Genomic DNA, 20515 nt, shown 5'->3' on the forward strand with positions numbered 1-20515 from the left:
TTTGTGCTGTCGGGGCCGGCCTCATCGCGGGCAAGCCCGCTCCCACAGGGATCTGTGTCGATCACAAAACCTGCTCGCGATGAGGCCCTGACAGGCGCTGCATAACCCAACAGGCAACAAAAAAGGCCCGTATCTCGCGATACGGGCCTTTTTCGTAAGAGGGAAAAATCAATTACTTGATTTTGCCTTCTTTGTAGATCACGTGCTTACGAACAACCGGATCAAATTTCTTGATCTCGATTTTGTCCGGAGTAGTGCGCTTGTTCTTGTCGGTAGTGTAGAAGTGACCAGTACCGGCGCTCGAGATCAAACGAATCAATTCACGCATGATTATCTCCCTTAGATCTTGCCAGCTTTGCGGATTTCGGCCAGCACGACAGTGATGCCACGCTTGTCGATGATACGCATGCCTTTGGCAGATACGCGCAGACGCACGAAACGTTTCTCTTCTTCAACCCAGAAGCGGTGATGCTGCAGGTTCGGCAGGAAACGACGACGGGTTTTGTTGTTTGCGTGGGAAATGTTATTCCCAGTCACCGGACCCTTACCGGTAACTTGACATACTCTCGACATGCCTCAGCCCTCTAAAACCACATGCCCAACCCGGCATGGGTTGGCCGCTTAATCTCTCAGTCATTTGGCGCCAAGCGCCGCGTTTCTTTAGAGGTCTTACCGGCTACACCTACAGTGAAGGAACCGGGCCCCTAGAAAAGAGCGCTGCTTTATACCAGAAAGACTGGGGTGCAACAACATTCCGTGCGCACAGACTTGATAAAAACCCCATTTTTCAGGCTGCGAGCGCCTTGGATAAAGGCTATCGTCGATAAAGACCGCTCGTCGCAGAACATCGGCCAACCGGCCAATCCGGAGGTTTCCTCAAGCAGCACGCTTCGAAAACAATCGCACATACTCCCCTTAAAATGAAAAAGGGGATAGTCATTTGCAAAAGAGCCCACTAGGGTAAGCCTTTTCCAGACTGCACTTGCAGATGGGCCTTCGATCTGTAAAGGAATCCGACCATGCGCCTCGCTGCCCTACCGCTGTTGCTCGCCCCGCTTCTACTGAGCCCGCTGGCCCATGCTGCCGCCCTGAGCGTCTGCACCGAGGCCAGCCCGGAAGGGTTCGACGTGGTGCAATACAACTCGCTGACCACCACCAACGCCTCGGCCGACGTGTTGATGAACCGTCTGGTGGACTTCGACACCGCCAGCGGCAAAGTGGTCGCCGGCCTCGCGGACAGCTGGGAAGTCACGCCTGACGGGCTGACTTACGTGTTCAAGCTGCACCCGCAAGTGAAATTCCACCGCACCGAATATTTCAGCCCGACGCGCGACCTGACCGCCGAAGACGTGAAATTCAGCTTTGACCGCATGCTCGACCCGGCAAATCCTTGGCACAAAGTGGCACAAAGCGGCTTCCCGCACGCGCAATCGATGCAATTGCCGGCATTGATCAAGAAGATCGACGCGCTGGACCCGCTGACCGTGCGTTTCACCCTCGATCATCCGGACTCGACGTTCCTGCCGACCCTGAGCATGGGCTTCGCTTCGATCTACTCCGCCGAATACGCCGACAAACTGCTGAAGGCCGGCACGCCGGAGAAGCTCAACAGCCAGCCAATCGGCAGCGGGCCCTTCGTGTTCACACGTTTCCAGAAAGACGCTTCGATTCGCTACAAGGCCAACCCGGATTACTTCCGTGGCAAGCCTGCAGTGGACCCGCTGATCTTCGCCATCACCCCGGACGCCAACGTGCGGCTGCAGAAACTGCGCCGCAACGAGTGCCAGATTGCCCTGTCGCCGAAGCCGCTGGACGTACAAGCCGCGCTGAAAGAGCCGACGCTGAAGATCGAAAAGACCGACGCGTTCATGACCGCGTTCGTCGCCATCAACAGCCAGCATCCACCGCTGGACAAGCCTGAAGTACGGCAAGCGATCAACCTCGCATTCGACAAGGCCAGCTACGTCAAAGCCGTGTTCGAAGACACCGCCGAGCCTGCCAACGGCCCGTACCCGCCGAACACCTGGAGTTTCGCCAAAGGCTTGCCGGGCTACACGTACGACGTGGAAAAGGCCAAGGCACTGATGGCTAAAGCCGGGCTAAAGGACGGTTTCCAGACCACCATCTGGACCCGTCCGTCCGGCAGCCTGCTCAACCCGAATCCAAGTCTCGGCGCACAGATGCTGCAATCGGATCTCGCAGAGATCGGCATTCAGGCCGAAATTCGCGTGATCGAATGGGGCGAAGTGATCCGTCGCGCCAAGGCCGGTGAACACGATCTGCTGTTCATGGGTTGGGCCGGCGACAACGGTGACCCGGACAACTTCCTCACACCGCAGTTTTCCTGTGCGGCGGTCAAGTCCGGCACCAACTTCGCTCGCTACTGCAATCAGGATCTGGACAAGCTGATCAGTGCCGGCAAGACCACTTCCGAGCAAGGGGTTCGCACCAAGCTTTATGAACAGGCTCAGGCGCAGATCCAGCAGCAGGCGCTGTGGTTGCCGCTGGCGCATCCGACGGCTTTTGCGCTGATGCGCAAGGAAGTCGAGGGTTATTCGGTGAGCCCGTTTGGCCGTCAGGATTACTCCAAGGTCAACCTCAAGTAGTCGCTACAACACTAAACCTGTGGGAGCGGGCTTGCCCGCGATGAGGCAGGCAGATCCAACATAGGTGCCGACTGTGCCGACGCCATCGCGGGCAAGCCCGCTCCCACCGGGTTTTCGGTTAACTGAAAGCCCTTCCTACATCCACCCATATTCAGCCATCGACAGCGGATCTCCGTCGCCGATGATGAAATGGTCAAGCACCCGCACATCGATCAGGTCCAGCGCCTCTTGCAGGCGCTTGGTCAGTTTTCGGTCGGCCTGACTGGGATTTGTGTTGCCCGATGGGTGGTTGTGACACAGGATCAGAGCCGCAGCATTGTGGGCCAATGCACGCTTGACCACTTGTCTCGGATAGACGCTGGTGCTGTCGATGGATCCACGGAAAAGCACTTCGAACGTCAGCACTTGATGCCTGGAGTCCAGAAACAAGCAGCCAAAAACTTCGTGCGGCTCGTGACGCAGCATCGATTTCAGGTAATCACGAACCACCTGCGGGTTTTCCAGCGCCGACTTCTGCCGCACACGTTCGGCCAAGTGCCGTCGGCCCATTTCCTGTGCCGCTTGCAGCTGAGCGAATTTCGCCGGCCCAAGCCCCAATTGCTTGCTGAACGCTATCTGATCGGCTTCAAGCAGCGAGCGCAGACTTCCAAATTGAGTCAACAGATGTCGCGCCAGGTCTACCGCGCTTTTGCCGGCCACGCCGGTCCGTAAAAAAATTGCCAGCAGCTCAGCGTCCGAAAGGCTCGCCGAGCCCAACTCCAGCAACCTCTCCCGCGGCCGCTCCGCCGCCGGCCAATCGCGAATACTCATAGCACCTCCCTGTCTGTGGGCGCCGCTGTTCCATAGCGGTCGCTGTGATATCGTAGCCCATCTTTTTTGCGGGCGATTTCACTCCTGGGGAGGGGGTATCGCCACGCAGTCATCAACGAAATGAAAGGCAGACCTATGCAGCGGCTGTATCGGAAACGCATCGTTCTGGGCGTCGGCGGCGGCATTGCTGCCTACAAGAGCGCCGACCTGGTTCGCCGCCTGATCGACCAAGGCGCCGAAGTGCGCGTGGTCATGACCCGTGGCGGCGCCGAGTTCATTACTCCGCTGACCATGCAGGCCTTGTCCGGCCACCCGGTTCATCTGGACCTGCTGGACCCGGCGGCTGAAGCCGCGATGGGCCATATCGAGCTCGCCAAGTGGGCCGACATGGTGCTGATCGCCCCCGCCACTGCAGACCTGATCGCCCGTCTGGCCCAAGGCATTGCCGACGACCTGCTGACCACGCTGGTGCTGGCCACCGACGCCGTGGTTGCCGTTGCCCCGGCAATGAATCAGGCCATGTGGCGCGATCCGGCGACCCAGGCCAACCTGCAAACCCTCGAAAGCCGCGGCATCAAAGCCTTTGGCCCGGCGTCCGGTAGCCAGGCCTGCGGGGACGTCGGCCTCGGCCGCATGCTCGAAGCCGTCGAATTGGCCCAGTGCGCGGCGGACTGCTTCCAGCGTCAGGCGCTGACCGGCAAACACGTGCTGATCACCGCCGGCCCGACCCAGGAAAATATCGACCCGGTGCGCTACATCACCAACCACAGCTCCGGAAAAATGGGCTTTGCCCTGGCCGAAGCCGCGGTGGAGGCCGGCGCCCGCGTGACCCTGATCACCGGCCCGGTGCACCTGCCAACCCCGGATCGCGTCACGCGCATCGACGTCGTCAGCGCCCGCGATATGCTGGCCGCCTGCGAAGCCGCGATCCCTTGCGACCTGTTTATCGCCTCGGCAGCGGTCGCGGACTACCGCCCCGAGGTCGTCGCCCCACAGAAACTCAAGAAAGACCCTACGAACGGCGACGGCTTGTTGCTACAAATGGTGCGCAATCCAGACATCCTGGCCACCATCGCCACACGCCCCGATCGTCCGTTCAGTGTCGGTTTTGCCGCCGAAACCGAACACCTGCTCGACTACGCTGCGCGCAAGTTGAAAGACAAAAACCTCGATTTGATCGTCGCCAACGACGTCGCCAACCCGAGCATTGGCTTCAACAGCGAAGAAAACGCCTGCAGCGTGATCGACCGCGAGCTACACGCCACACTTTTCGCCCAGACCAGCAAGAGCAAGATTGCTCGCCAGCTGATCACTTTTATCGCCGAACGTCTGAACCAGGTTTAATCTACATGCACGCTTTGCAAGCCAAGATCCTCGACCCTCGCATCGGTACCGAATTCCCGCTGCCGCAGTACGCCACCCCAGGCTCCGCCGGCCTCGACCTGCGCGCCATGCTGGAAAAAGACACCGTGATCAAGCCGGGTGAAACCGTGCTGATTCCGACCGGTCTGTCCGTTTACATTGGCGATCCAGGTCTGGCCGCGCTGATTCTGCCGCGCTCCGGCCTGGGCCATAAGCACGGCATCGTGCTGGGCAACCTGGTTGGTTTGATCGACTCTGATTACCAGGGTCCACTGTTGGTTTCGTGCTGGAACCGTGGCCAGACCGATTTCAACATGGTGGTGGGTGAGCGTTTGGCCCAGCTGGTTCTGGTGCCGGTCGTTCAAGCGCACTTCGAAATGGTTGAAGAATTCGTTGAAACCGAACGCGGCGCCGGTGGTTTTGGCCATTCGGGCAGCCACTGATCGAAAAGCAGGCGACCTGGTGGCGAGGGAGCTTGTTTCCGGTTGAGTGCGCAGCACTCATAATGGAGCCGCTACGCCCGAGCGCGGACCGGCCCCCGGGAGCAAGCTCCCTCGGCACAAATTGCACGAATGTCATCTGCAAGGTTTAACACTGGAAATCAAGGCATTGGCCGCCCAGATGCTCAGTGAAACCGGTGTCATGGCCTTTTCGCACCACGAACTCTCTGCGGAAAACGCCGTCATACCCTTCAGTTTGAGCCGGCCGACGAGTTCTTCGCGGACAGGTCCAGCCACTTTCGAGATGGAGCATTCCCACAGATGAGCACCCCAGCCCAAGTCGCACCCAAGTTCCCCGACAGCATTTTCCGCGCCTACGACATTCGCGGCACCGTCCCGGAATTCCTGAACGCTGAAACCGCTTACTGGCTTGGTCGCGCTATCGGCGCCCAGAGCCTGGCCCAGAGCGAGCCGAACGTTTCCGTTGGCCGTGACGGCCGCCTGTCCGGCCCGGAACTGGTCGAGCAACTGATCAAAGGCCTGGCCGACGCCGGTTGCCATGTCAGTGACGTGGGCCTGGTGCCAACGCCGGCGCTTTACTACGCCGCCAACGTACTGGCCGGCAAATCGGGAGTGATGCTCACCGGTAGCCACAACCCGTCGAACTACAACGGTTTCAAGATCGTCATCGCTGGCGATACCTTGGCCAACGAACAAATCCAGGCCCTGCACGAGCGCCTCAAGACTAACAACCTGAGCAGCGGCAAGGGCAGCATCACCAAAGTCGAAATCCTCGACCGCTACCACACTGAAATCGTCGAGGACATCAAACTGGCTCGCCGCCTCAAAGTCGTGGTCGACTGCGGTAACGGCGCGGCTGGCGTGATCGCCCCACAACTGATCGAAGCACTGAACTGCGAAGTCATCCCGCTGTTCTGCGACGTCGACGGCAACTTTCCGAACCACCACCCGGACCCGGGCAAGCCTGAAAACCTTGTCGACCTGATCGCCAAGGTCAAGGAAACCAACGCCGACATCGGCCTGGCCTTCGACGGCGACGGCGACCGCGTAGGCGTTGTGACCAACACCGGCAGCATCGTTTACCCGGACCGCCTGTTGATGCTGTTCGCCCGTGACGTGGTGGCGCGCAACCCAGACGCGGAAATCATCTTCGACGTCAAATGCACCCGCCGCCTGACGCCGCTGATCAAGGAATACGGTGGTCGTCCGCTAATGTGGAAGACCGGTCACTCGTTGATCAAAAAGAAAATGAAACAAACCGGCGCGCTGTTGGCCGGCGAAATGAGCGGGCATATCTTCTTCAAGGAACGCTGGTTCGGTTTCGACGATGGCATTTACAGCGCCGCACGGCTGCTGGAAATCCTCAGCAAGGAAAAATCCACCGCGGAAGAGCTGTTTGCAACCTTCCCGAACGATATTTCTACGCCGGAAATCAATATCCATGTGACCGAAGAGAGCAAATTCAGCATCATTGATGCATTGCACGACGCGAAGTGGGGCGAAGGCGCCGACCTGACCACCATCGACGGCGTGCGAGTCGACTACGCCAAAGGCTGGGGCCTGGTGCGCGCGTCCAACACCACGCCGGTGCTGGTGCTGCGCTTCGAGGCCGATGACGAGGCTGAATTGCAGCGCATCAAGGACGTTTTCAAAGTCCAGTTGAAGCGTGTTGCACCTGATCTCCAATTACCGTTTTGATCTTCTGATTCACCCGGAGCCCTGAATGACCCTCGAACGCGAAGCCGCCGCCAACACCGCCAAGGTCCTGTCCGAAGCGCTGCCTTACATTCGCCGCTATGTCGGCAAGACGCTGGTGATCAAATACGGCGGCAACGCGATGGAAAGCGAGGAGCTGAAAACCGGCTTCGCCCGCGACATCGTGCTAATGAAAGCCGTCGGTATCAACCCGGTGGTGGTTCACGGCGGCGGCCCGCAAATCGGCGACCTGCTCAAGCGTCTGTCGATCGAGAGTCACTTCATTGATGGCATGCGCGTGACTGACGCGCAAACCATGGACGTGGTGGAAATGGTCCTCGGCGGCCAGGTCAACAAGGACATCGTCAACCTGATCAACCGTCATGGCGGCAGCGCCATCGGCCTGACCGGTAAAGACGCCGAGCTGATTCGTGCGAAGAAACTCACCGTGACCCGCCAGACGCCGGAGATGACCCAACCGGAAATCATCGACATCGGCCAGGTGGGCGAAGTGGTCGGGATCAACACCGATTTGCTGAACCTGCTGGTCAAGGGTGACTTCATTCCGGTGATCGCGCCGATTGGCGTGGGTGCCAACGGCGAGTCGTACAACATCAACGCTGACTTGGTGGCCGGTAAGGTCGCCGAAGCGCTGAAGGCTGAAAAGCTGATGCTGCTGACCAACATTGCTGGCCTGATGGACAAGTCGGGCACGGTCCTGACAGGTCTGACGACTCAGCAAGTGGACGATCTGATCGCCGACGGCACCATCTACGGCGGCATGTTGCCGAAGATCCGTTGTGCACTGGAAGCGGTTCAGGGCGGCGTGGGCAGCTCGTTGATCATCGATGGTCGGGTGCCGAATGCGATTCTGCTGGAGATCTTCACCGATACGGGTGTGGGTACGCTGATCAGCAATCGCAAGCGTCACTGATTTAAAAACGTTAAAAGATCGCAGCTTTTGGCAGCGCCTTCGGATGTAAGAATATTCCGTAGGCTCTGAAGAAATCTGCGATCTTTTTTATGGGCATAGGAAATGCCTGACCTGACTCAGCGAAACGTCTGACATCGCGCAAGAATCAATCTGCATAGGATCTTCCCTGTATCCAGAGGAGGACTCCCTAATGAAAAAAGATTACGTTCCTTACGGCAGCGATGTTTCCGCAGGCACTTACGAGTGTGTCGACTGCGGCCACCAATATTCGAATCAGGCCAAAACGTCGATGCCGCCGTGTCCTCAGTTTCGTAAAACCGTGCATTCGCTCTATGGCTGGAAAATTCTGACCGGCCAAGGCGACGCGGTGAAAGATCCCTACCCGGAGAAATCGGAAAAACCTGGAATCAAAAGCGCCGAGGTCATCAAACCCGCGAGCAAAAAATAACCTCGCGGGCGCCCCGATCCAGAAAAAAACCCCGATCAGCCTGACTGAGCGGGGTTTTTTTTCGCCTGCGATCCCTGAGGGCGCTGCGGTTATACGCCGAATTGGGCGCGGTAGGCTTCTACGGCTGGCAGGTGCTGCTTGAGCTGCGGATCGTCCGCCAGGAATTCGAGCACCTGATTCAGCGAAACAATGCTGATCACTGGAATACCGAAGTCACGCTCCACTTCCTGAATAGCTGACAGCTCGCCGTTGCCACGCTCCTGGCGATTCAGGGCGATCAGCACGCCCGCTGCCTTGGCGCCGTCCTGGGAAGCGATAATCTGCATCACTTCGCGAATCGCGGTGCCAGCGGTGATCACGTCATCGATGATCAGCACGTCGCCGGTCAATGGCGCGCCAACCAGGCTGCCGCCTTCACCGTGCGCCTTGGCCTCTTTTCGGTTGAAGCACCATGGCAAATCACGGTTGTGATGTTCAGCCAGGGCCACCGCAGTGGTCGCCGCCAACGGAATGCCTTTGTACGCCGGGCCAAACAATACATCGAACGAAATACCGCTTTCGACGATGGCTGCCGCGTAGAAACGACCCAGCTGCGCCAGGGCCGAACCGGAGTTGAAAAGCCCCGCATTGAAGAAGTAAGGACTGGTGCGCCCGGACTTCAGGGTGAACTCACCGAAGCGCAAAACGCCGCGATCGATGGCAAAACGAATGAAATCGCGCTGATACGCTTGCATGAAAAAAACCCCAAATACCACGGATTTAGCTAATTAGGTTGACGCCGTGTATCATACACGCACGCGATTTTTGGGGCCATTTATGCGGATCATCAGTGTGAACGTCAATGGTATTCAGGCTGCAGTGGAGCGAGGTTTGCTCAGTTGGCTGCAAGCACAGAATGCCGACGTCATCTGCCTGCAGGACACCCGCGCCTCCGCCTTTGAACTGGACGATCCAGCCTTCCAACTGGATGGCTACTTCCTTTATGCCTGCGAAGCAGAAGTTCCCGCCCAGGGTGGCGTGGCTTTGTATTCGCGGTTGCAACCGAAGGCAGTCATCAGCGGTCTCGGGTTCGAGACAGCCGACCGCTACGGGCGCTACCTGCAAGCCGATTTCGACAAGGTCAGCATCGCGACCTTACTGCTCCCTTCGGGGCAGAACGGCGATGAAGACTTGAACCAGAAGTTCAAGCTAATGGACGACTTCGCCCGTTATCTGGATAAACAGCGGCGCAAACGTCGCGAGTACATTTACTGTGGCTCGCTGTACGTGGCGCAACAGAAGCTGGATATCAAGAACTGGCGCGACAGCCAGCAATCCCCGGGCTTCCTGGCACCTGAGCGTGCCTGGATGGACGAGATTGTCGGCAACATGGGTTATGTCGATGCCCTGCGTGAAGTCAGCCGTGAAGGCGATCAGTACAGCTGGTGGCCGGATAACGAACAGGCTGAGATGCTCAACCTGGGCTGGCGCTTCGATTACCAGATACTGACCCCGGGCCTGCGCCGTTTTGTACGCAGTGCGCGCCTGCCACGTCAGCCACGGTTCTCGCAGCATGCTCCGCTGATCGTGGACTACGACTGGACACTGACCATTTAATTTGGTCTGGTCGGTAGAAAAAAATGCCCGTATCGCAAGATACGGGCATTTTTTATGGATATTCAGCAGTGATCAGAACTTCAAGCAGCGGCAAAAAACGGCAGCGTGAGGTACAACTTGATCACGACGACATTAATGATGTCGATGAAGAAAGCGCCCACCATCGGCACCACCAGAAATGCTATTTGCGAAGGCCCGTAACGCTGTGTCACAGCCTGCATGTTGGCAATGGCTGTTGGCGTTGCACCTAATCCAAAACCACAATGCCCCGCCGCCAGTACTGCCGCATCATAGTTACTGCCCATGACTCTGAACGTCACGAAAATCGCATACAGCGCCATGACCAACGCTTGAGCAGCCAGGATGATGAAGATCGGCAACGCCAGTGCAGCCAGATCCCACAGTTTGAGTGACATCAGAGCGATTGCCAGAAACAGCGACAGGCTGACATTACCCAGCACGGAGACCTCACGCTCAAACACCTGATACAGGCCCAATGCGGAAAGCCCATTGCGTAAAACCACGCCCATGAACAAGACGCAAACGAACGTCGGCAACTCAAACGCTGTTCCTTGAAGCTGGCCATTCAAGAGGGAGCCAGCCATCAGGCTGACGGCGATCAAGGCGAGTGTCTCGATAAACGAAAAAGGTGTGATCGAACGCTCTTTGTTTGGCTGCTCAAAACCCTTCGGCAACCGCGGCTTGTCTTGCTCGAGGCAGGGTGCCTGGACGCGCTTGATCAGCAAACGAGCGACCGGACCACCAATCAAACCACCCAGTACCAAGCCGAACGTCGCAGAGGCCATCGCAAGTTCAGAGGCGGAAGCCAGACCGTACTTCTCACTGAACGTGGCGCCCCATGCAGCGCCTGTCCCGTGACCACCTGCCAGTGTAATCGAGCCCGTCAACAAGCCCATCAACGGATCAAGCCCCAAGGCCGTCGCGAGTCCGATGCCCATGGCATTCTGGACCACCAGCAGGCCGATGACCGCCAGTAGAAACACCCCCACAACGCGACCGCCTTTCTTCAGGCTGGCGAAGTCCGCACTCAATCCAATTGTGGCAAAAAACGCCAGCATCAAGGGCGTCTGCAGTGAAGTATCAAAGCGCACTTCAATATCAAGGCCCCGTAACGCCAAGAGCAGCAAGGCGACCACAAGACCTCCGGCTACGGGCTCAGGGATATTGTAGGCACGTAAAAAACCAACACGTGTAACAAGCCCGCGCCCGAGCAACAGCACTAAAGAGGCGGCCACAAGTGTTCCGTAAAAGTCGAGCTGAATCATCGGCATTATTCTTTTATATATTCAGGGGCGAACTTTTTACCTGGACACGCCACTTGAACAGGTTGATCTCTCAACGCTGGCTAGTATTTGATTCAAGGACCGTCAATGGTCAGAATATATCGAAATATTTCTTGATAAATATTACTTGGCACAACTTTATCAACCACCAAGTCCCATTGCCAAGCTCATACACCGCGCTGAGACCGTGCAGTTGTGACTAGAAGTGTAGGAAAGAGATTTGTACAAGTGAGAATCTGGACAGTGGCTTAAGCTTTCGGCCATTTAGCTTTCAGATCGAGGGAAAGTTCTAACTTTAAAAAAGAAAAGTCCTACAAGAAAGGGTAATTAAATTACAATTTCGGCGCACTGCGCGTTGCACACAGCCCGATGACTATCGATATTTTTATGCACACTGAAATCTAAATATGGGAGCGGGCTTGCTCCCACAAGAGTTACGCGCTGCTCGCTACTTGATCAGCCGCCAAGTGAACGGATACCTGTAAGGGACTCCTTCATTGGCCTTAACACCAGCAATGATCGTTAACACCAAGGCGCCAATCGCCACTAGCCCAAACAGGAAGAACCCGATGATCACCACCATCAGCAGGAAGCAGATGGCGGAGGCAATGGCGACGGTGATCTGAAAGTTCAGCGCCTCCTTGCCCTGCGCATCGACAAACGGGTCCATCTCGCGCTTCATCTGCCAGAGAATCAGCGGGCCGATCAGCGTACCGAACGGAATCCAGATCCCCAGCAAGGCGGACAGGTGACAAAACATCGCCCACTGCCGAACTTCTTTGCTCGGGGTGGGAAGCAGCTCTTGCTCGTCACTCATAACGTCCTCCTTGCCTGGAATGGTTCCGGTCAGTCAGCCAGTGCAGCCTTTTGCAATTCGAAGATTTCGCTCATGCCTTTCTTCGCCAGTTCAAGCATAGCGGTCAACTCTTCAGGCTGGAACGGTGCGCCTTCGGCTGTGCCCTGCACTTCGATGAAGCCGCCAGTGCTGGTCATCACCACGTTCAGGTCAGTCTCGGCAGCCGAGTCTTCCAGGTAGTCGAGATCGAGCACAGGTTCACCCTGGTACATGCCGACCGAAACGGCCGCGATCATTTGCTTGAGCGGGTCGCCGCCTTTCAGGCCGCCGCGCTTCTTGATCACTTTCAAGGCATCGACCAGTGCAACCATGGCGCCGGTGATCGATGCGGTGCGGGTGCCGCCGTCAGCCTGGATCACGTCGCAGTCGACGTACAGGGTGACGTCGCCCAGCTTGGACATGTCCAGCGATGCGCGCAGGGAACGACCGATCAGACGCTGAATTTCCAGGGTCCGGCCGCCTTGCTTGCCGCGACTCGCTTCACGCTGGTTACGCTCGCCGGTGGCGCGCGGCAGCATGCCGTATTCGGCGGTCAACCAACCCTGGCCTTGGCCTTTGAGGAAACGCGGCACGCCGTTTTCGACGCTGACGGTGCAGATGACTTTGGTATCACCGAACTCGACCAGTACGGATCCCTCGGCGTGTTTGGTGTAGTTGCGGGTAATGCGGATCGAGCGGAGCTGATCGGCAGCGCGACCACTTGGACGTTTCATAGGGAATACCTGTACGGAGGACGGAAAACTGCCGAGCATTATAGAGCCGCGCGCCGAGCCTGGGCACTTCTAAAAAATTCGCCCGACGATTGAAGGCTCTGGCTTGAGCTTAGAACAGCGCTTAACCGACGGCCTGCTGCCCTTTGTCACACCGTGTGTTTGGGCGCATCCGCCCCACTGCGCTACAATCCTGCGCCTTTGCTGCCTGTCGGCTTTCATTCACAGATAGCGGGTCCGCGAAACCTTTGGTAACGCACGGACCTGCATTGCGAGGTACCTCCATGGTGCACAGCATGACCGCGTTCGCCCGCGTTGAAAAAGCCGGCGCCCAAGGCACCCTGAGCTGGGAATTGCGCTCGGTCAACAGCCGCTACCTGGAACCGCACTTGCGTCTGCCCGAGTCGTTTCGCGACCTCGAAGGCGCGGTCCGCGAAGCGCTGCGTCAGGGCATCTCCCGAGGCAAACTCGAATGCACCCTGCGCTTCACCGAAGAAAACGCTGACAAACCCCTGCAAGTGGATCGCGAGCGCGCCGCGCAATTGGTTGCAGCCGCCGAAACCATCGCCAGTCTGATCAAGAATCCAGCTGCGCTGAACCCACTGGAAGTGTTGGCCTGGCCCGGTGTTCTGGTCGGCGACGCCAGCGACCCGCAAGCCTTGAATGCCGAAGCGCTGGCACTGTTCAACGAAGGCCTGAAAGAACTCAAGGCCGGCCGCGAGCGCGAAGGCGCGGAGCTGGCACGGTTGATCAACGATCGCCTGACGTCCATTGAAGAAGACGTGGTGACCCTGCGAGAACTGGTCCCGCAGATGCTCGCCACCCAGCGCCAGAAAGTCCTCGACCGCTTCGCCGACATGAAAGCCGAGATGGACCCGCAGCGCCTGGAGCAGGAAATGGTCATGCTCGCCCAAAAGAGCGACGTCGCCGAAGAACTGGATCGCCTGAGCACTCACATCATCGAAGTTCGTCGGGTGCTCAAATCCGGCGGCGCTGCCGGCCGGCGCCTCGACTTCCTGATGCAGGAACTCAACCGCGAAGCCAACACACTGGGCTCCAAAGCCTTCGACCCGCGCAGCACCCAGGCGGCGGTCAACCTCAAAGTGTTGATCGAGCAGATGCGCGAACAAGTGCAGAATATTGAGTAAGGCAAACCCGACATGACCCACAGCACCGGCACCCTGTACATCATTTCCGCCCCTTCAGGCGCGGGCAAGAGCAGCCTGGTCAAGGCCCTGACCGACACTGATTCGGAGATCCGTGTCTCGGTCTCCCACACCACCCGTGCCATGCGCCCCGGTGAAGTGAACGGCGTGAACTATCACTTCGTCTCGCGTGAAGCGTTTGTGAAGATGGGCGAACATGGTGATTTCCTGGAGCGTGCCGAAGTGTTCGGCAATCTCTACGGCACGTCGCAAAGCCATCTGCAACAGACCCTGGATGCAGGCCACGACCTGATCCTGGAAATTGACTGGCAGGGCGCCGAGCAAGTGCGCAAGTTGATGCCGCAAGCCCGCTCGATCTTCATTCTGCCGCCGTCCCTGCAGGCCTTGCACCAGCGCCTGACCAATCGCGGCCAGGACAGCGACGAAATCATTGACGGGCGCATGCGTGAAGCCGTCAGCGAGATGAGCCACTACGTCGACTACGACTACCTGATCATCAACGACGATTTCGCCCATGCACTGCGCGATTTGCAGGCGATTTTCCGCGCCAATCAGCTGCACCAGAAGCGCCAGCAACAGCGTCACGGCAAACTTTTGGCTGAATTGCTCGGCTAAACAGCTCTTCCCAAAACCGCTGCAAGGGCTTTACATTGGCACTTGCAGCGCTTTGAAGGGCTTGGTCAAAAAATCAGCGCTTCCCTAATCGCTGGTGATTTTTTAAACTGTTGAGTCCGCTCGCCCAACCGGGCAGCGCGCATATTGCATTCGCTCCGAGGAATACCATGGCCCGCGTAACCGTTGAAGACTGCCTAGAACACGTGGAAAACCGCTTTGAGCTGGTCATGCTCTCTACCAAGCGTGCCCGTCAACTGGCCACCGGCGGCAAAGAGCCCCTGGTTCAGTGGGAAAACGACAAGCCTACCGTTGTAGCGCTGCGTGAAATCGCTGAAGGCCTGATGAGCTACGAGTTCATCGCCAATGCTGAAATCGTCGAAGACGAACCGCTGTTCGCAGCGTTCGAGGACGAGTCCAACGAGGCCGTCTAAGCCTATGCCTGGTCGACGTAGCACGGCGCGGGGTCACAGCGAACGGCAGGAGTCATCATGCCGAGCATAGACGCCCTCGCCGATCGCTTATCGGCCTACCTCGGCAAGGACCAGGTCAACCTGGTCCGCCGAGCGTACTTCTACGCCGAACAAGCCCACGACGGCCAACGCCGCCGCAGCGGTGAGGCGTACGTCACGCATCCTCTTGCCGTGGCGAACATTCTTGCCGACATGCACATGGACCATCAGAGTTTGATGGCTGCGATGCTGCATGACGTGATCGAAGACACCGGTATTGCCAAGGAAGCGCTGCAAGCGCAGTTCGGCGAAACCGTGGCCGAACTGGTCGACGGGGTCAGCAAACTGACCCAGATGAACTTCGAGACCAAAGCCGAAGCACAAGCCGAAAACTTCCAGAAAATGGCCATGGCCATGGCACGCGACATTCGCGTGATCCTGGTCAAACTCGCCGACCGCTTGCACAACATGCGCACGCTGGAAGTCCTGTCTGGTGAAAAACGCCGACGGATCGCCAAGGAAACCCTGGAAATCTATGCGCCCATCGCCAACCGGCTGGGCATGCACGCCATCCGCATAGAATTCGAAGACCTCGGCTTCAAGGCCATGCACCCGATGCGTTCCGCGCGGATCAACCAGGCGGTCAAGCGCGCCCGGGGCAACCGCAAGGAAATCGTCAACAAGATCGAAGAATCCCTCAGCCACTGCCTGGCCATCGATGGCATTCAGGGCGAGGTCAGCGGTCGTCAGAAACACCTCTACGGCATCTACAAGAAAATGCGCGGCAAGCGTCGGGCCTTCAACGAGATCATGGACGTCTACGCGTTCCGGATCATCGTCGACAAGGTCGATACGTGCTACCGCGTGCTGGGTGCTGTGCATAATTTGTACAAACCGTTGCCGGGGCGCTTCAAGGATTACATCGCGATTCCCAAGGCCAACGGCTATCAGTCGCTGCACACCACGCTGTTCGGCATGCACGGTGTTCCGATCGAGATCCAGATCCGCACCCGCGAAATGGAAGAGATGGCCAACAACGGCATCGCCGCCCATTGGCTGTACAAATCCAGCGGCGACGAGCAGCCCAAAGGCACTCACGCCCGCGCCCGCCAGTGGGTCAAAGGCGTGCTGGAAATGCAGCAACGCGCCGGCAACTCACTGGAATTCATCGAGAGCGTGAAGATCGACCTGTTCCCGGACGAGGTCTACGTGTTCACGCCCAAAGGCCGGATCATGGAGCTGCCCAAAGGCTCCACGGCGGTCGACTTTGCTTACGCGGTGCATACCGACGTCGGCAACAGCTGCATCGCCTGCCGGATCAATCGTCGTCTCGCACCGCTGTCCGAGCCGCTGCAAAGCGGCTCCACGGTCGAGATCGTCAGCGCTCCCGGCGCACGGCCGAATCCGGCGTGGCTCAACTTTGTGGTCACCGGCAAGGCGCGCACGCATATCCGCCATGCGCTGAAACTGCAACGCCGCTCCGAATCCATCAGCCTGGGTGAACGCCTGCTGAACAAAGTGCTGAATGGCTTCGACAGCTCGCTGGAAAAAGTCGCGGCCGAGCGCGTCAAGGCGATGCTCACCGAGTACCGCCTCGAACTGATCGAAGACCTGCTTGAAGACATCGGCCTGGGCAATCGCATGGCTTACGTGGTCGCCCGACGCCTGCTCGGCGAGGGCGAACAATTGCCAAGCCCTGAAGGCCCGCTGGCGATTCGCGGCACCGAAGGCCTGGTGCTCAGCTACGCCAAATGCTGCACGCCGATCCCGGGCGACCCGATTGTCGGTCACCTGTCGGCGGGCAAAGGCATGGTCGTGCACCTGGACAACTGCCGCAACATCAGCGAAATCCGCCATAACCCGGAAAAATGCATCCAGCTCTCGTGGGCCAAGGATGTCACCGGCGAATTCAACGTCGAGCTGCGCGTCGAGTTGGAACACCAGCGCGGCCTGATCGCCCTGCTGGCCAGCAGCGTCAATGCGGCCGACGGCAATATCGAGAAAATCAGCATGGACGAACGCGATGGTCGCATCAGCGTGGTCCAACTGGTGGTCAGCGTGCACGACCGCGTGCACCTGGCCCGCGTGATCAAGAAATTGCGCGCGCTGACCGGGGTGATTCGTATCACCCGCATGCGCGCCTAAGCCAACCTATTACAAGGAGTCATTCATGACCAAGACTGTTATCACCAGCGACAAGGCCCCGGCCGCCATCGGTACCTACTCCCAGGCGATCAAGGCTGGCAACACTGTTTACATGTCGGGTCAGATTCCTCTGGACCCAAAAACCATGGAACTGGTTGAAGGCTTCGAAGCCCAGACCGTCCAGGTGTTCGAGAACCTCAAAGCCGTAGCCGAAGCCGCTGGCGGTTCGTTCAAGGACATCGTCAAACTGAACATCTTTCTCACCGACCTGAGCCACTTCGCCAAGGTCAACGAGATCATGGGCAAGTACTTTGATCAGCCATACCCTGCTCGCGCCGCCATCGGCGTGGCTGCCCTGCCAAAGGGTTCGCAGGTTGAAATGGATGCCATTCTGGTCATCGAGTAATACGTCCGGCGCAGCCCCAAGGGCTGCGTCGATTCTGTCTTGAAAGGATTCCACCATGCGCCATGCGCTAGCTCTTTCGCTGGTCGCCCTGTTCTTGGGCGGATGTGCCAGCAACCCTGCCGACCGTGACATCAGCGGCACCTGGATCAATCAGGTGGCGATCGATGCTGCGTCCAAAGGTGGCCCTCTGCGCGAAGCGCTCCAGGCATACGGCCCGAACCTGGAATGGGACGTCAACACCAAGGCCAGTCAGGCCCGATACACCAACGGTTTTGAGAACGTCGAAGGCAAGCTGCTCGGCGAAGCGTCCGGCGCCTGGAAAGTCGACTTTTACGGCAGTTCCGCCAGTGAACTGAAGCGTGACGGCAAGCAACTGAGTCAGGCCGCCAGCGACAATGAACCCGCACAAGTCTTCGACCGCGCGTTGATTCCCGTGCCGGATGGCGCACCGATTGGCGCGAGCTTCGAACGCGCGCTGTATTCGGCCTACATGGGCGGTAGCTGGAAAGTCATCAGCGGTCCCGGTGAAGGCAGCACCGTGCAGTTCCAGGCCGATGGCCAAGTGACCGGCCTGCCGGGGGCGGATCGCTATGCACTGTGTCTGGCAGGCGATTGCGCGTCGATGAGTGACGGCAACGACAACATGTGGCTGCAACTGAACGGACAAGGCAACACCTGGATCTTTGCGCGCAAGGGCAAGGAGTTGGAGATCCTCCAGGCGGTAAACACTGCACAGGCAGACGAAATGCCGCAGTTCACGCAGGGTCAGCGCAAGTGGTTGCTGGAAAAACAGTGACCCGGATCTGAAGCCAACAGATAACCCTGTGGGAGCGGGCTTGCCCGCGATGGCGGTTTAACAGTCAACCTGGATGTTGAATGTTATGGCCCCATCGCGGGCAAGCCAGCTCCCACAGTGGTTTGTGGTGACTGGAAGTCAGCAGCCGCCTTCGAGGATGGCGGCGTAACCTTCGCGATAGCTTGGGTACTTCGGCTCCCAGCCCAAGGCCTTCGCCCGCGCATTGCTGCACTGCTTGCTACCCGTGCGCCGCACGCTCGCATCGTCGGCCCATTCAGTCACGCCCAGATATTCACGCAGCCAATCCACCACTTCGGCCAGCGGTGCAGGCGCATCGTCGACACCGATATAGACGTCATCCAGCGCGACACCACGCCGATCCGCCTCAAGCAGAAACGCCATCAGCCCCGCTGCGTCATCCGCGTGAATCCGATTGCCGTACAACGGTGGATCGATCGCCACGCGATATCCGCGACGAACCTGCGTCAGCAGCCATTCGCGGCCCGGGCCATAGATGCCGGTCAACCGCACGATGCTGGCCGGGATGCCACTGTTGAGCGCTACTTGTTCCGCCTCCAGCATCAGCCGACCTGAATAGCCGGCAGCGATGGTCGGCGACGTTTCGTCGACCCACTCGCCGCCCTGCTGGCCGTAAACACTGCTGCTGGAAACGAACAGCAGGCGATTCGGCACCTGCCCGTAGTCGTCCAGCCACTCAAGCACATGCTGCAAGCCCTCGACATAAGCGGCGCGGTAGCCGGCTTCATCGTGATCGGTGGCTGCCGCGCAATACACCAGATAATCCACCGCACCGACTGGCCAGGTCTGCGGACAGTCCTTGTTGAACAAGTCGCCGGCAACACCAATGACACCGTCCGGCAAGCGTGAAACATCCCGGCGCAGGCCGTGAACCTCCCACCCGCAAGCCAGCAATTGTGTAGCCAGACGACTGCCGACATCACCGCAGCCGGCGATCAAAACAGAAGGCGCGGACATCAAAAAACTCCTATCGGAAAGCCACAGACTAGCGCCGGCAATGGACGAGCGGCTAGCAATGAAGGAAAAAAAGATACTCTATTACTTTTGTTAACAAGAATTACTTGCAATAATGCCCGCCACTTTTGTTCTCGGCCTTCGAGGCCTGGAAGAACATTTACCGTCTTTTTCTCTCAGGTCCGGCCAGCATGACACGCAATCAATTCCCCGCTTCGCCAACCAAACGACCTCGCGCCTGGAGCGCGGTGGCCGCCCTGCTGATCAGCCTGATGCTGGCGCCAACCGCCGCATTCGCTGACGCACAAGCGCCGGCCACCCCGGCTGCCGCCACTGCACCTGCTGCAGCCGACCACGCCGTCGATCACGCAGCACCGGCTGCCACCGACCCGGCCCAGGCCGTAGACACCGCCAGCGAAGGCGCGCCTGAAGTCCTCGAAGCCGACAACACCCTGGGCATGGCCCACGACCTGTCGCCGTGGGGCATGTACCAGAACGCCGACATCATCGTGAAAATCGTGATGATCGGCCTGGCTATCGCTTCGATCATCACCTGGACCATCTGGATCGCCAAGGGTTTCGAGCTGATGGGCGCCAAGCGCCGGCTGCGCACTGAAATCGTCCACCTGAAGAAGGCGGCCACCCTCAAGGAAGCCAGTGCGACGGCCGCCAAGCCCGGCACGCTCGCCAACCTGTTGGTGCACGATGCGCTGGAAGAGATGCACCTGTCGACCAACAGCCGCGAAAAAGAAGGCATCAAAGAGCGTGTGGCTTTCCGTCTCGAGCGCCTGGTCGCAGCCTGCGGTCGCAACATGAGCAGCGGCACCGGCGTGCTCGCCACCATCGGCTCCACAGCGCCGTTCGTGGGCCTGTTCGGCACCGTGTGGGGCATCATGAACAGCTTCATCGGCATCGCCAAGACCCAAACCACCAACCTCGCCGTCGTGGCACCCGGCATTGCCGAAGCCCTGCTCGCGACTGCGTTGGGCCTGGTGGCCGCGATTCCAGCCGTTGTGATCTACAACGTGTTCGCCCGCTCCATCGCCGGTTACAAGGCGCAAGTGTCCGACGCCTCGGCAGAAGTCCTGTTGCTGGTCAGCCGCGACCTCGACCACCAGCCTGAGCGCAGCTCGCAACCGCACATGGTGAAAGTGGGGTAATCG

The 20515-nt window shown here is 58.7% G+C and carries 21 protein-coding genes and 1 pseudogene; 14 read left to right on the forward strand and 8 right to left on the reverse strand.

Going from position 1 to position 20515, the window contains the following annotated elements:
- Positions 1–172 precede the first annotated feature (172 nt).
- Positions 173–328: a 50S ribosomal protein L33 gene (gene rpmG / locus Q7W83_RS27665; RefSeq protein ID WP_007894709.1), complete on the reverse strand. Its 156-nt coding sequence runs from the start codon at positions 326–328 to the stop codon at positions 173–175.
- Positions 329–339: 11 nt separating this feature from the next.
- The gene (gene rpmB / locus Q7W83_RS27670; protein ID WP_007894701.1) at positions 340–573 is read right to left on the reverse strand and encodes a 50S ribosomal protein L28; all 234 of its coding nucleotides are present in this window, start codon (positions 571–573) and stop codon (positions 340–342) included.
- Positions 574–1019: 446 nt separating this feature from the next.
- Between rpmB and Q7W83_RS27675 the strand changes: the two genes are divergently transcribed.
- The gene (locus Q7W83_RS27675; RefSeq protein WP_150631347.1) at positions 1020–2606 is read left to right on the forward strand and encodes an ABC transporter substrate-binding protein; all 1587 of its coding nucleotides are present in this window, start codon (positions 1020–1022) and stop codon (positions 2604–2606) included.
- Positions 2607–2741: 135 nt separating this feature from the next.
- On the opposite strand, the gene radC is transcribed toward Q7W83_RS27675, so the two are convergent.
- Positions 2742–3416 (reverse strand): RadC family protein, encoded by a 675-nt coding sequence (radC, locus tag Q7W83_RS27680; protein WP_150631346.1) that lies wholly within the window; start codon positions 3414–3416, stop codon positions 2742–2744.
- A 135-nt stretch (positions 3417–3551) separates the two neighbouring features.
- Between radC and coaBC the strand changes: the two genes are divergently transcribed.
- The 5 genes and pseudogenes from coaBC to Q7W83_RS27705 all read left to right on the forward strand — a co-directional run bounded on the left by coaBC (position 3552) and on the right by Q7W83_RS27705 (position 8316).
- On the forward strand, positions 3552–4760 hold the full coding sequence (coaBC, locus tag Q7W83_RS27685; RefSeq protein WP_150631431.1) for a bifunctional phosphopantothenoylcysteine decarboxylase/phosphopantothenate--cysteine ligase CoaBC: 1209 nt from the start codon (positions 3552–3554) through the stop codon (positions 4758–4760).
- Positions 4761–4765: 5 nt separating this feature from the next.
- On the forward strand, positions 4766–5221 hold the full coding sequence (gene dut / locus Q7W83_RS27690; RefSeq protein ID WP_150638145.1) for a dUTP diphosphatase: 456 nt from the start codon (positions 4766–4768) through the stop codon (positions 5219–5221).
- A 312-nt stretch (positions 5222–5533) separates the two neighbouring features.
- Positions 5534–6937 (forward strand): annotated as a pseudogene (locus Q7W83_RS27695) (phosphomannomutase/phosphoglucomutase); the annotation flags it as partial.
- Between the two features lie 25 nt (positions 6938–6962).
- Positions 6963–7868, forward strand: a complete 906-nt coding sequence (gene argB / locus Q7W83_RS27700) for an acetylglutamate kinase (RefSeq protein WP_008007602.1) — start codon at positions 6963–6965, stop codon at positions 7866–7868.
- A gap of 190 nt (positions 7869–8058) precedes the next feature.
- Entirely contained in the window at positions 8059–8316 is a 258-nt protein-coding gene (locus Q7W83_RS27705; protein ID WP_150631344.1) for a hypothetical protein, read from the forward strand.
- Between the two features lie 89 nt (positions 8317–8405).
- Here the strand turns inward: Q7W83_RS27705 and pyrE are convergent, their stop codons facing one another.
- Positions 8406–9050 (reverse strand): orotate phosphoribosyltransferase, encoded by a 645-nt coding sequence (gene pyrE / locus Q7W83_RS27710; protein ID WP_150638147.1) that lies wholly within the window; start codon positions 9048–9050, stop codon positions 8406–8408.
- A gap of 82 nt (positions 9051–9132) precedes the next feature.
- On the opposite strand from pyrE, the gene Q7W83_RS27715 reads away from it, so the two are divergent.
- Positions 9133–9912 (forward strand): exodeoxyribonuclease III, encoded by a 780-nt coding sequence (locus tag Q7W83_RS27715; protein ID WP_008030595.1) that lies wholly within the window; start codon positions 9133–9135, stop codon positions 9910–9912.
- An 80-nt stretch (positions 9913–9992) separates the two neighbouring features.
- Here Q7W83_RS27715 and gltS read toward each other — a convergent pair whose 3' ends face one another.
- The 3 genes from gltS to rph all read right to left on the reverse strand — a co-directional run bounded on the left by gltS (position 9993) and on the right by rph (position 12785).
- On the reverse strand, positions 9993–11198 hold the full coding sequence (gene gltS / locus Q7W83_RS27720; RefSeq protein ID WP_150638148.1) for a sodium/glutamate symporter: 1206 nt from the start codon (positions 11196–11198) through the stop codon (positions 9993–9995).
- Positions 11199–11664: 466 nt separating this feature from the next.
- A complete protein-coding gene (locus tag Q7W83_RS27725; RefSeq protein WP_017341486.1) occupies positions 11665–12033 on the reverse strand; it encodes a DUF4870 domain-containing protein in 369 nt (122 codons plus the stop codon).
- A gap of 29 nt (positions 12034–12062) precedes the next feature.
- Positions 12063–12785 carry a ribonuclease PH gene (gene rph, locus Q7W83_RS27730; RefSeq protein ID WP_084317764.1) on the reverse strand — a complete coding sequence of 241 codons (723 nt, stop codon included), beginning with the start codon at positions 12783–12785 and terminating at the stop codon, positions 12063–12065.
- Between the two features lie 281 nt (positions 12786–13066).
- On the opposite strand from rph, the gene Q7W83_RS27735 reads away from it, so the two are divergent.
- From Q7W83_RS27735 to Q7W83_RS27760, 6 genes are all read left to right on the forward strand, one after another.
- Complete coding sequence (locus tag Q7W83_RS27735; protein WP_150631341.1) at positions 13067–13930, forward strand: YicC/YloC family endoribonuclease; 864 nt, start codon at positions 13067–13069, stop codon at positions 13928–13930.
- 12 nt (positions 13931–13942) lie between these two features.
- On the forward strand, positions 13943–14563 hold the full coding sequence (gene gmk, locus Q7W83_RS27740) for a guanylate kinase (protein WP_150631340.1): 621 nt from the start codon (positions 13943–13945) through the stop codon (positions 14561–14563).
- A gap of 167 nt (positions 14564–14730) precedes the next feature.
- On the forward strand, positions 14731–14994 hold the full coding sequence (gene rpoZ / locus Q7W83_RS27745; RefSeq protein ID WP_003177259.1) for a DNA-directed RNA polymerase subunit omega: 264 nt from the start codon (positions 14731–14733) through the stop codon (positions 14992–14994).
- Between the two features lie 57 nt (positions 14995–15051).
- A complete protein-coding gene (gene spoT, locus Q7W83_RS27750) occupies positions 15052–17157 on the forward strand; it encodes a bifunctional GTP diphosphokinase/guanosine-3',5'-bis pyrophosphate 3'-pyrophosphohydrolase (RefSeq protein WP_150631339.1) in 2106 nt (701 codons plus the stop codon).
- 25 nt (positions 17158–17182) lie between these two features.
- Complete coding sequence (locus Q7W83_RS27755) at positions 17183–17563, forward strand: RidA family protein (protein WP_003229509.1); 381 nt, start codon at positions 17183–17185, stop codon at positions 17561–17563.
- 55 nt (positions 17564–17618) lie between these two features.
- A complete protein-coding gene (locus Q7W83_RS27760) occupies positions 17619–18359 on the forward strand; it encodes a putative periplasmic lipoprotein (RefSeq protein WP_150631338.1) in 741 nt (246 codons plus the stop codon).
- Between the two features lie 138 nt (positions 18360–18497).
- Here Q7W83_RS27760 and Q7W83_RS27765 read toward each other — a convergent pair whose 3' ends face one another.
- Positions 18498–19355, reverse strand: a complete 858-nt coding sequence (locus Q7W83_RS27765; protein WP_150631337.1) for an SDR family oxidoreductase — start codon at positions 19353–19355, stop codon at positions 18498–18500.
- A 188-nt stretch (positions 19356–19543) separates the two neighbouring features.
- Between Q7W83_RS27765 and exbB the strand changes: the two genes are divergently transcribed.
- On the forward strand, positions 19544–20512 hold the full coding sequence (exbB, locus tag Q7W83_RS27770) for a tonB-system energizer ExbB (RefSeq protein ID WP_150631336.1): 969 nt from the start codon (positions 19544–19546) through the stop codon (positions 20510–20512).
- Positions 20513–20515 lie beyond the last annotated feature (3 nt).

The organism is Pseudomonas sp. 300 (assembly GCF_055803035.1).

What these genes read in the sequence shown, in the direction of transcription:
- exbB (WP_150631336.1), top strand. Translation starts at nt 19,544, where the DNA reads ATGACACGCAATCAATTCCCCGCTTCGCCAACCAAACGACCTCGCGCC.
- coaBC (WP_150631431.1), top strand. Translation starts at nt 3,552, where the DNA reads ATGCAGCGGCTGTATCGGAAACGCATCGTTCTGGGCGTCGGCGGCGGC.
- spoT (WP_150631339.1), top strand. Translation starts at nt 15,052, where the DNA reads ATGCCGAGCATAGACGCCCTCGCCGATCGCTTATCGGCCTACCTCGGC.
- rph (WP_084317764.1), bottom strand. Translation starts at nt 12,785, where the DNA reads ATGAAACGTCCAAGTGGTCGCGCTGCCGATCAGCTCCGCTCGATCCGC.
- argB (WP_008007602.1), top strand. Translation starts at nt 6,963, where the DNA reads ATGACCCTCGAACGCGAAGCCGCCGCCAACACCGCCAAGGTCCTGTCC.
- radC (WP_150631346.1), bottom strand. Translation starts at nt 3,416, where the DNA reads ATGAGTATTCGCGATTGGCCGGCGGCGGAGCGGCCGCGGGAGAGGTTG.
- rpmB (WP_007894701.1), bottom strand. Translation starts at nt 573, where the DNA reads ATGTCGAGAGTATGTCAAGTTACCGGTAAGGGTCCGGTGACTGGGAAT.
- pyrE (WP_150638147.1), bottom strand. Translation starts at nt 9,050, where the DNA reads ATGCAAGCGTATCAGCGCGATTTCATTCGTTTTGCCATCGATCGCGGC.
- gmk (WP_150631340.1), top strand. Translation starts at nt 13,943, where the DNA reads ATGACCCACAGCACCGGCACCCTGTACATCATTTCCGCCCCTTCAGGC.
- Q7W83_RS27735 (WP_150631341.1), top strand. Translation starts at nt 13,067, where the DNA reads ATGGTGCACAGCATGACCGCGTTCGCCCGCGTTGAAAAAGCCGGCGCC.
- Q7W83_RS27675 (WP_150631347.1), top strand. Translation starts at nt 1,020, where the DNA reads ATGCGCCTCGCTGCCCTACCGCTGTTGCTCGCCCCGCTTCTACTGAGC.
- Q7W83_RS27765 (WP_150631337.1), bottom strand. Translation starts at nt 19,355, where the DNA reads ATGTCCGCGCCTTCTGTTTTGATCGCCGGCTGCGGTGATGTCGGCAGT.
- Q7W83_RS27755 (WP_003229509.1), top strand. Translation starts at nt 17,183, where the DNA reads ATGACCAAGACTGTTATCACCAGCGACAAGGCCCCGGCCGCCATCGGT.
- Q7W83_RS27725 (WP_017341486.1), bottom strand. Translation starts at nt 12,033, where the DNA reads ATGAGTGACGAGCAAGAGCTGCTTCCCACCCCGAGCAAAGAAGTTCGG.
- Q7W83_RS27760 (WP_150631338.1), top strand. Translation starts at nt 17,619, where the DNA reads ATGCGCCATGCGCTAGCTCTTTCGCTGGTCGCCCTGTTCTTGGGCGGA.
- Q7W83_RS27715 (WP_008030595.1), top strand. Translation starts at nt 9,133, where the DNA reads ATGCGGATCATCAGTGTGAACGTCAATGGTATTCAGGCTGCAGTGGAG.
- rpoZ (WP_003177259.1), top strand. Translation starts at nt 14,731, where the DNA reads ATGGCCCGCGTAACCGTTGAAGACTGCCTAGAACACGTGGAAAACCGC.
- rpmG (WP_007894709.1), bottom strand. Translation starts at nt 328, where the DNA reads ATGCGTGAATTGATTCGTTTGATCTCGAGCGCCGGTACTGGTCACTTC.
- dut (WP_150638145.1), top strand. Translation starts at nt 4,766, where the DNA reads ATGCACGCTTTGCAAGCCAAGATCCTCGACCCTCGCATCGGTACCGAA.
- Q7W83_RS27705 (WP_150631344.1), top strand. Translation starts at nt 8,059, where the DNA reads ATGAAAAAAGATTACGTTCCTTACGGCAGCGATGTTTCCGCAGGCACT.
- gltS (WP_150638148.1), bottom strand. Translation starts at nt 11,198, where the DNA reads ATGATTCAGCTCGACTTTTACGGAACACTTGTGGCCGCCTCTTTAGTG.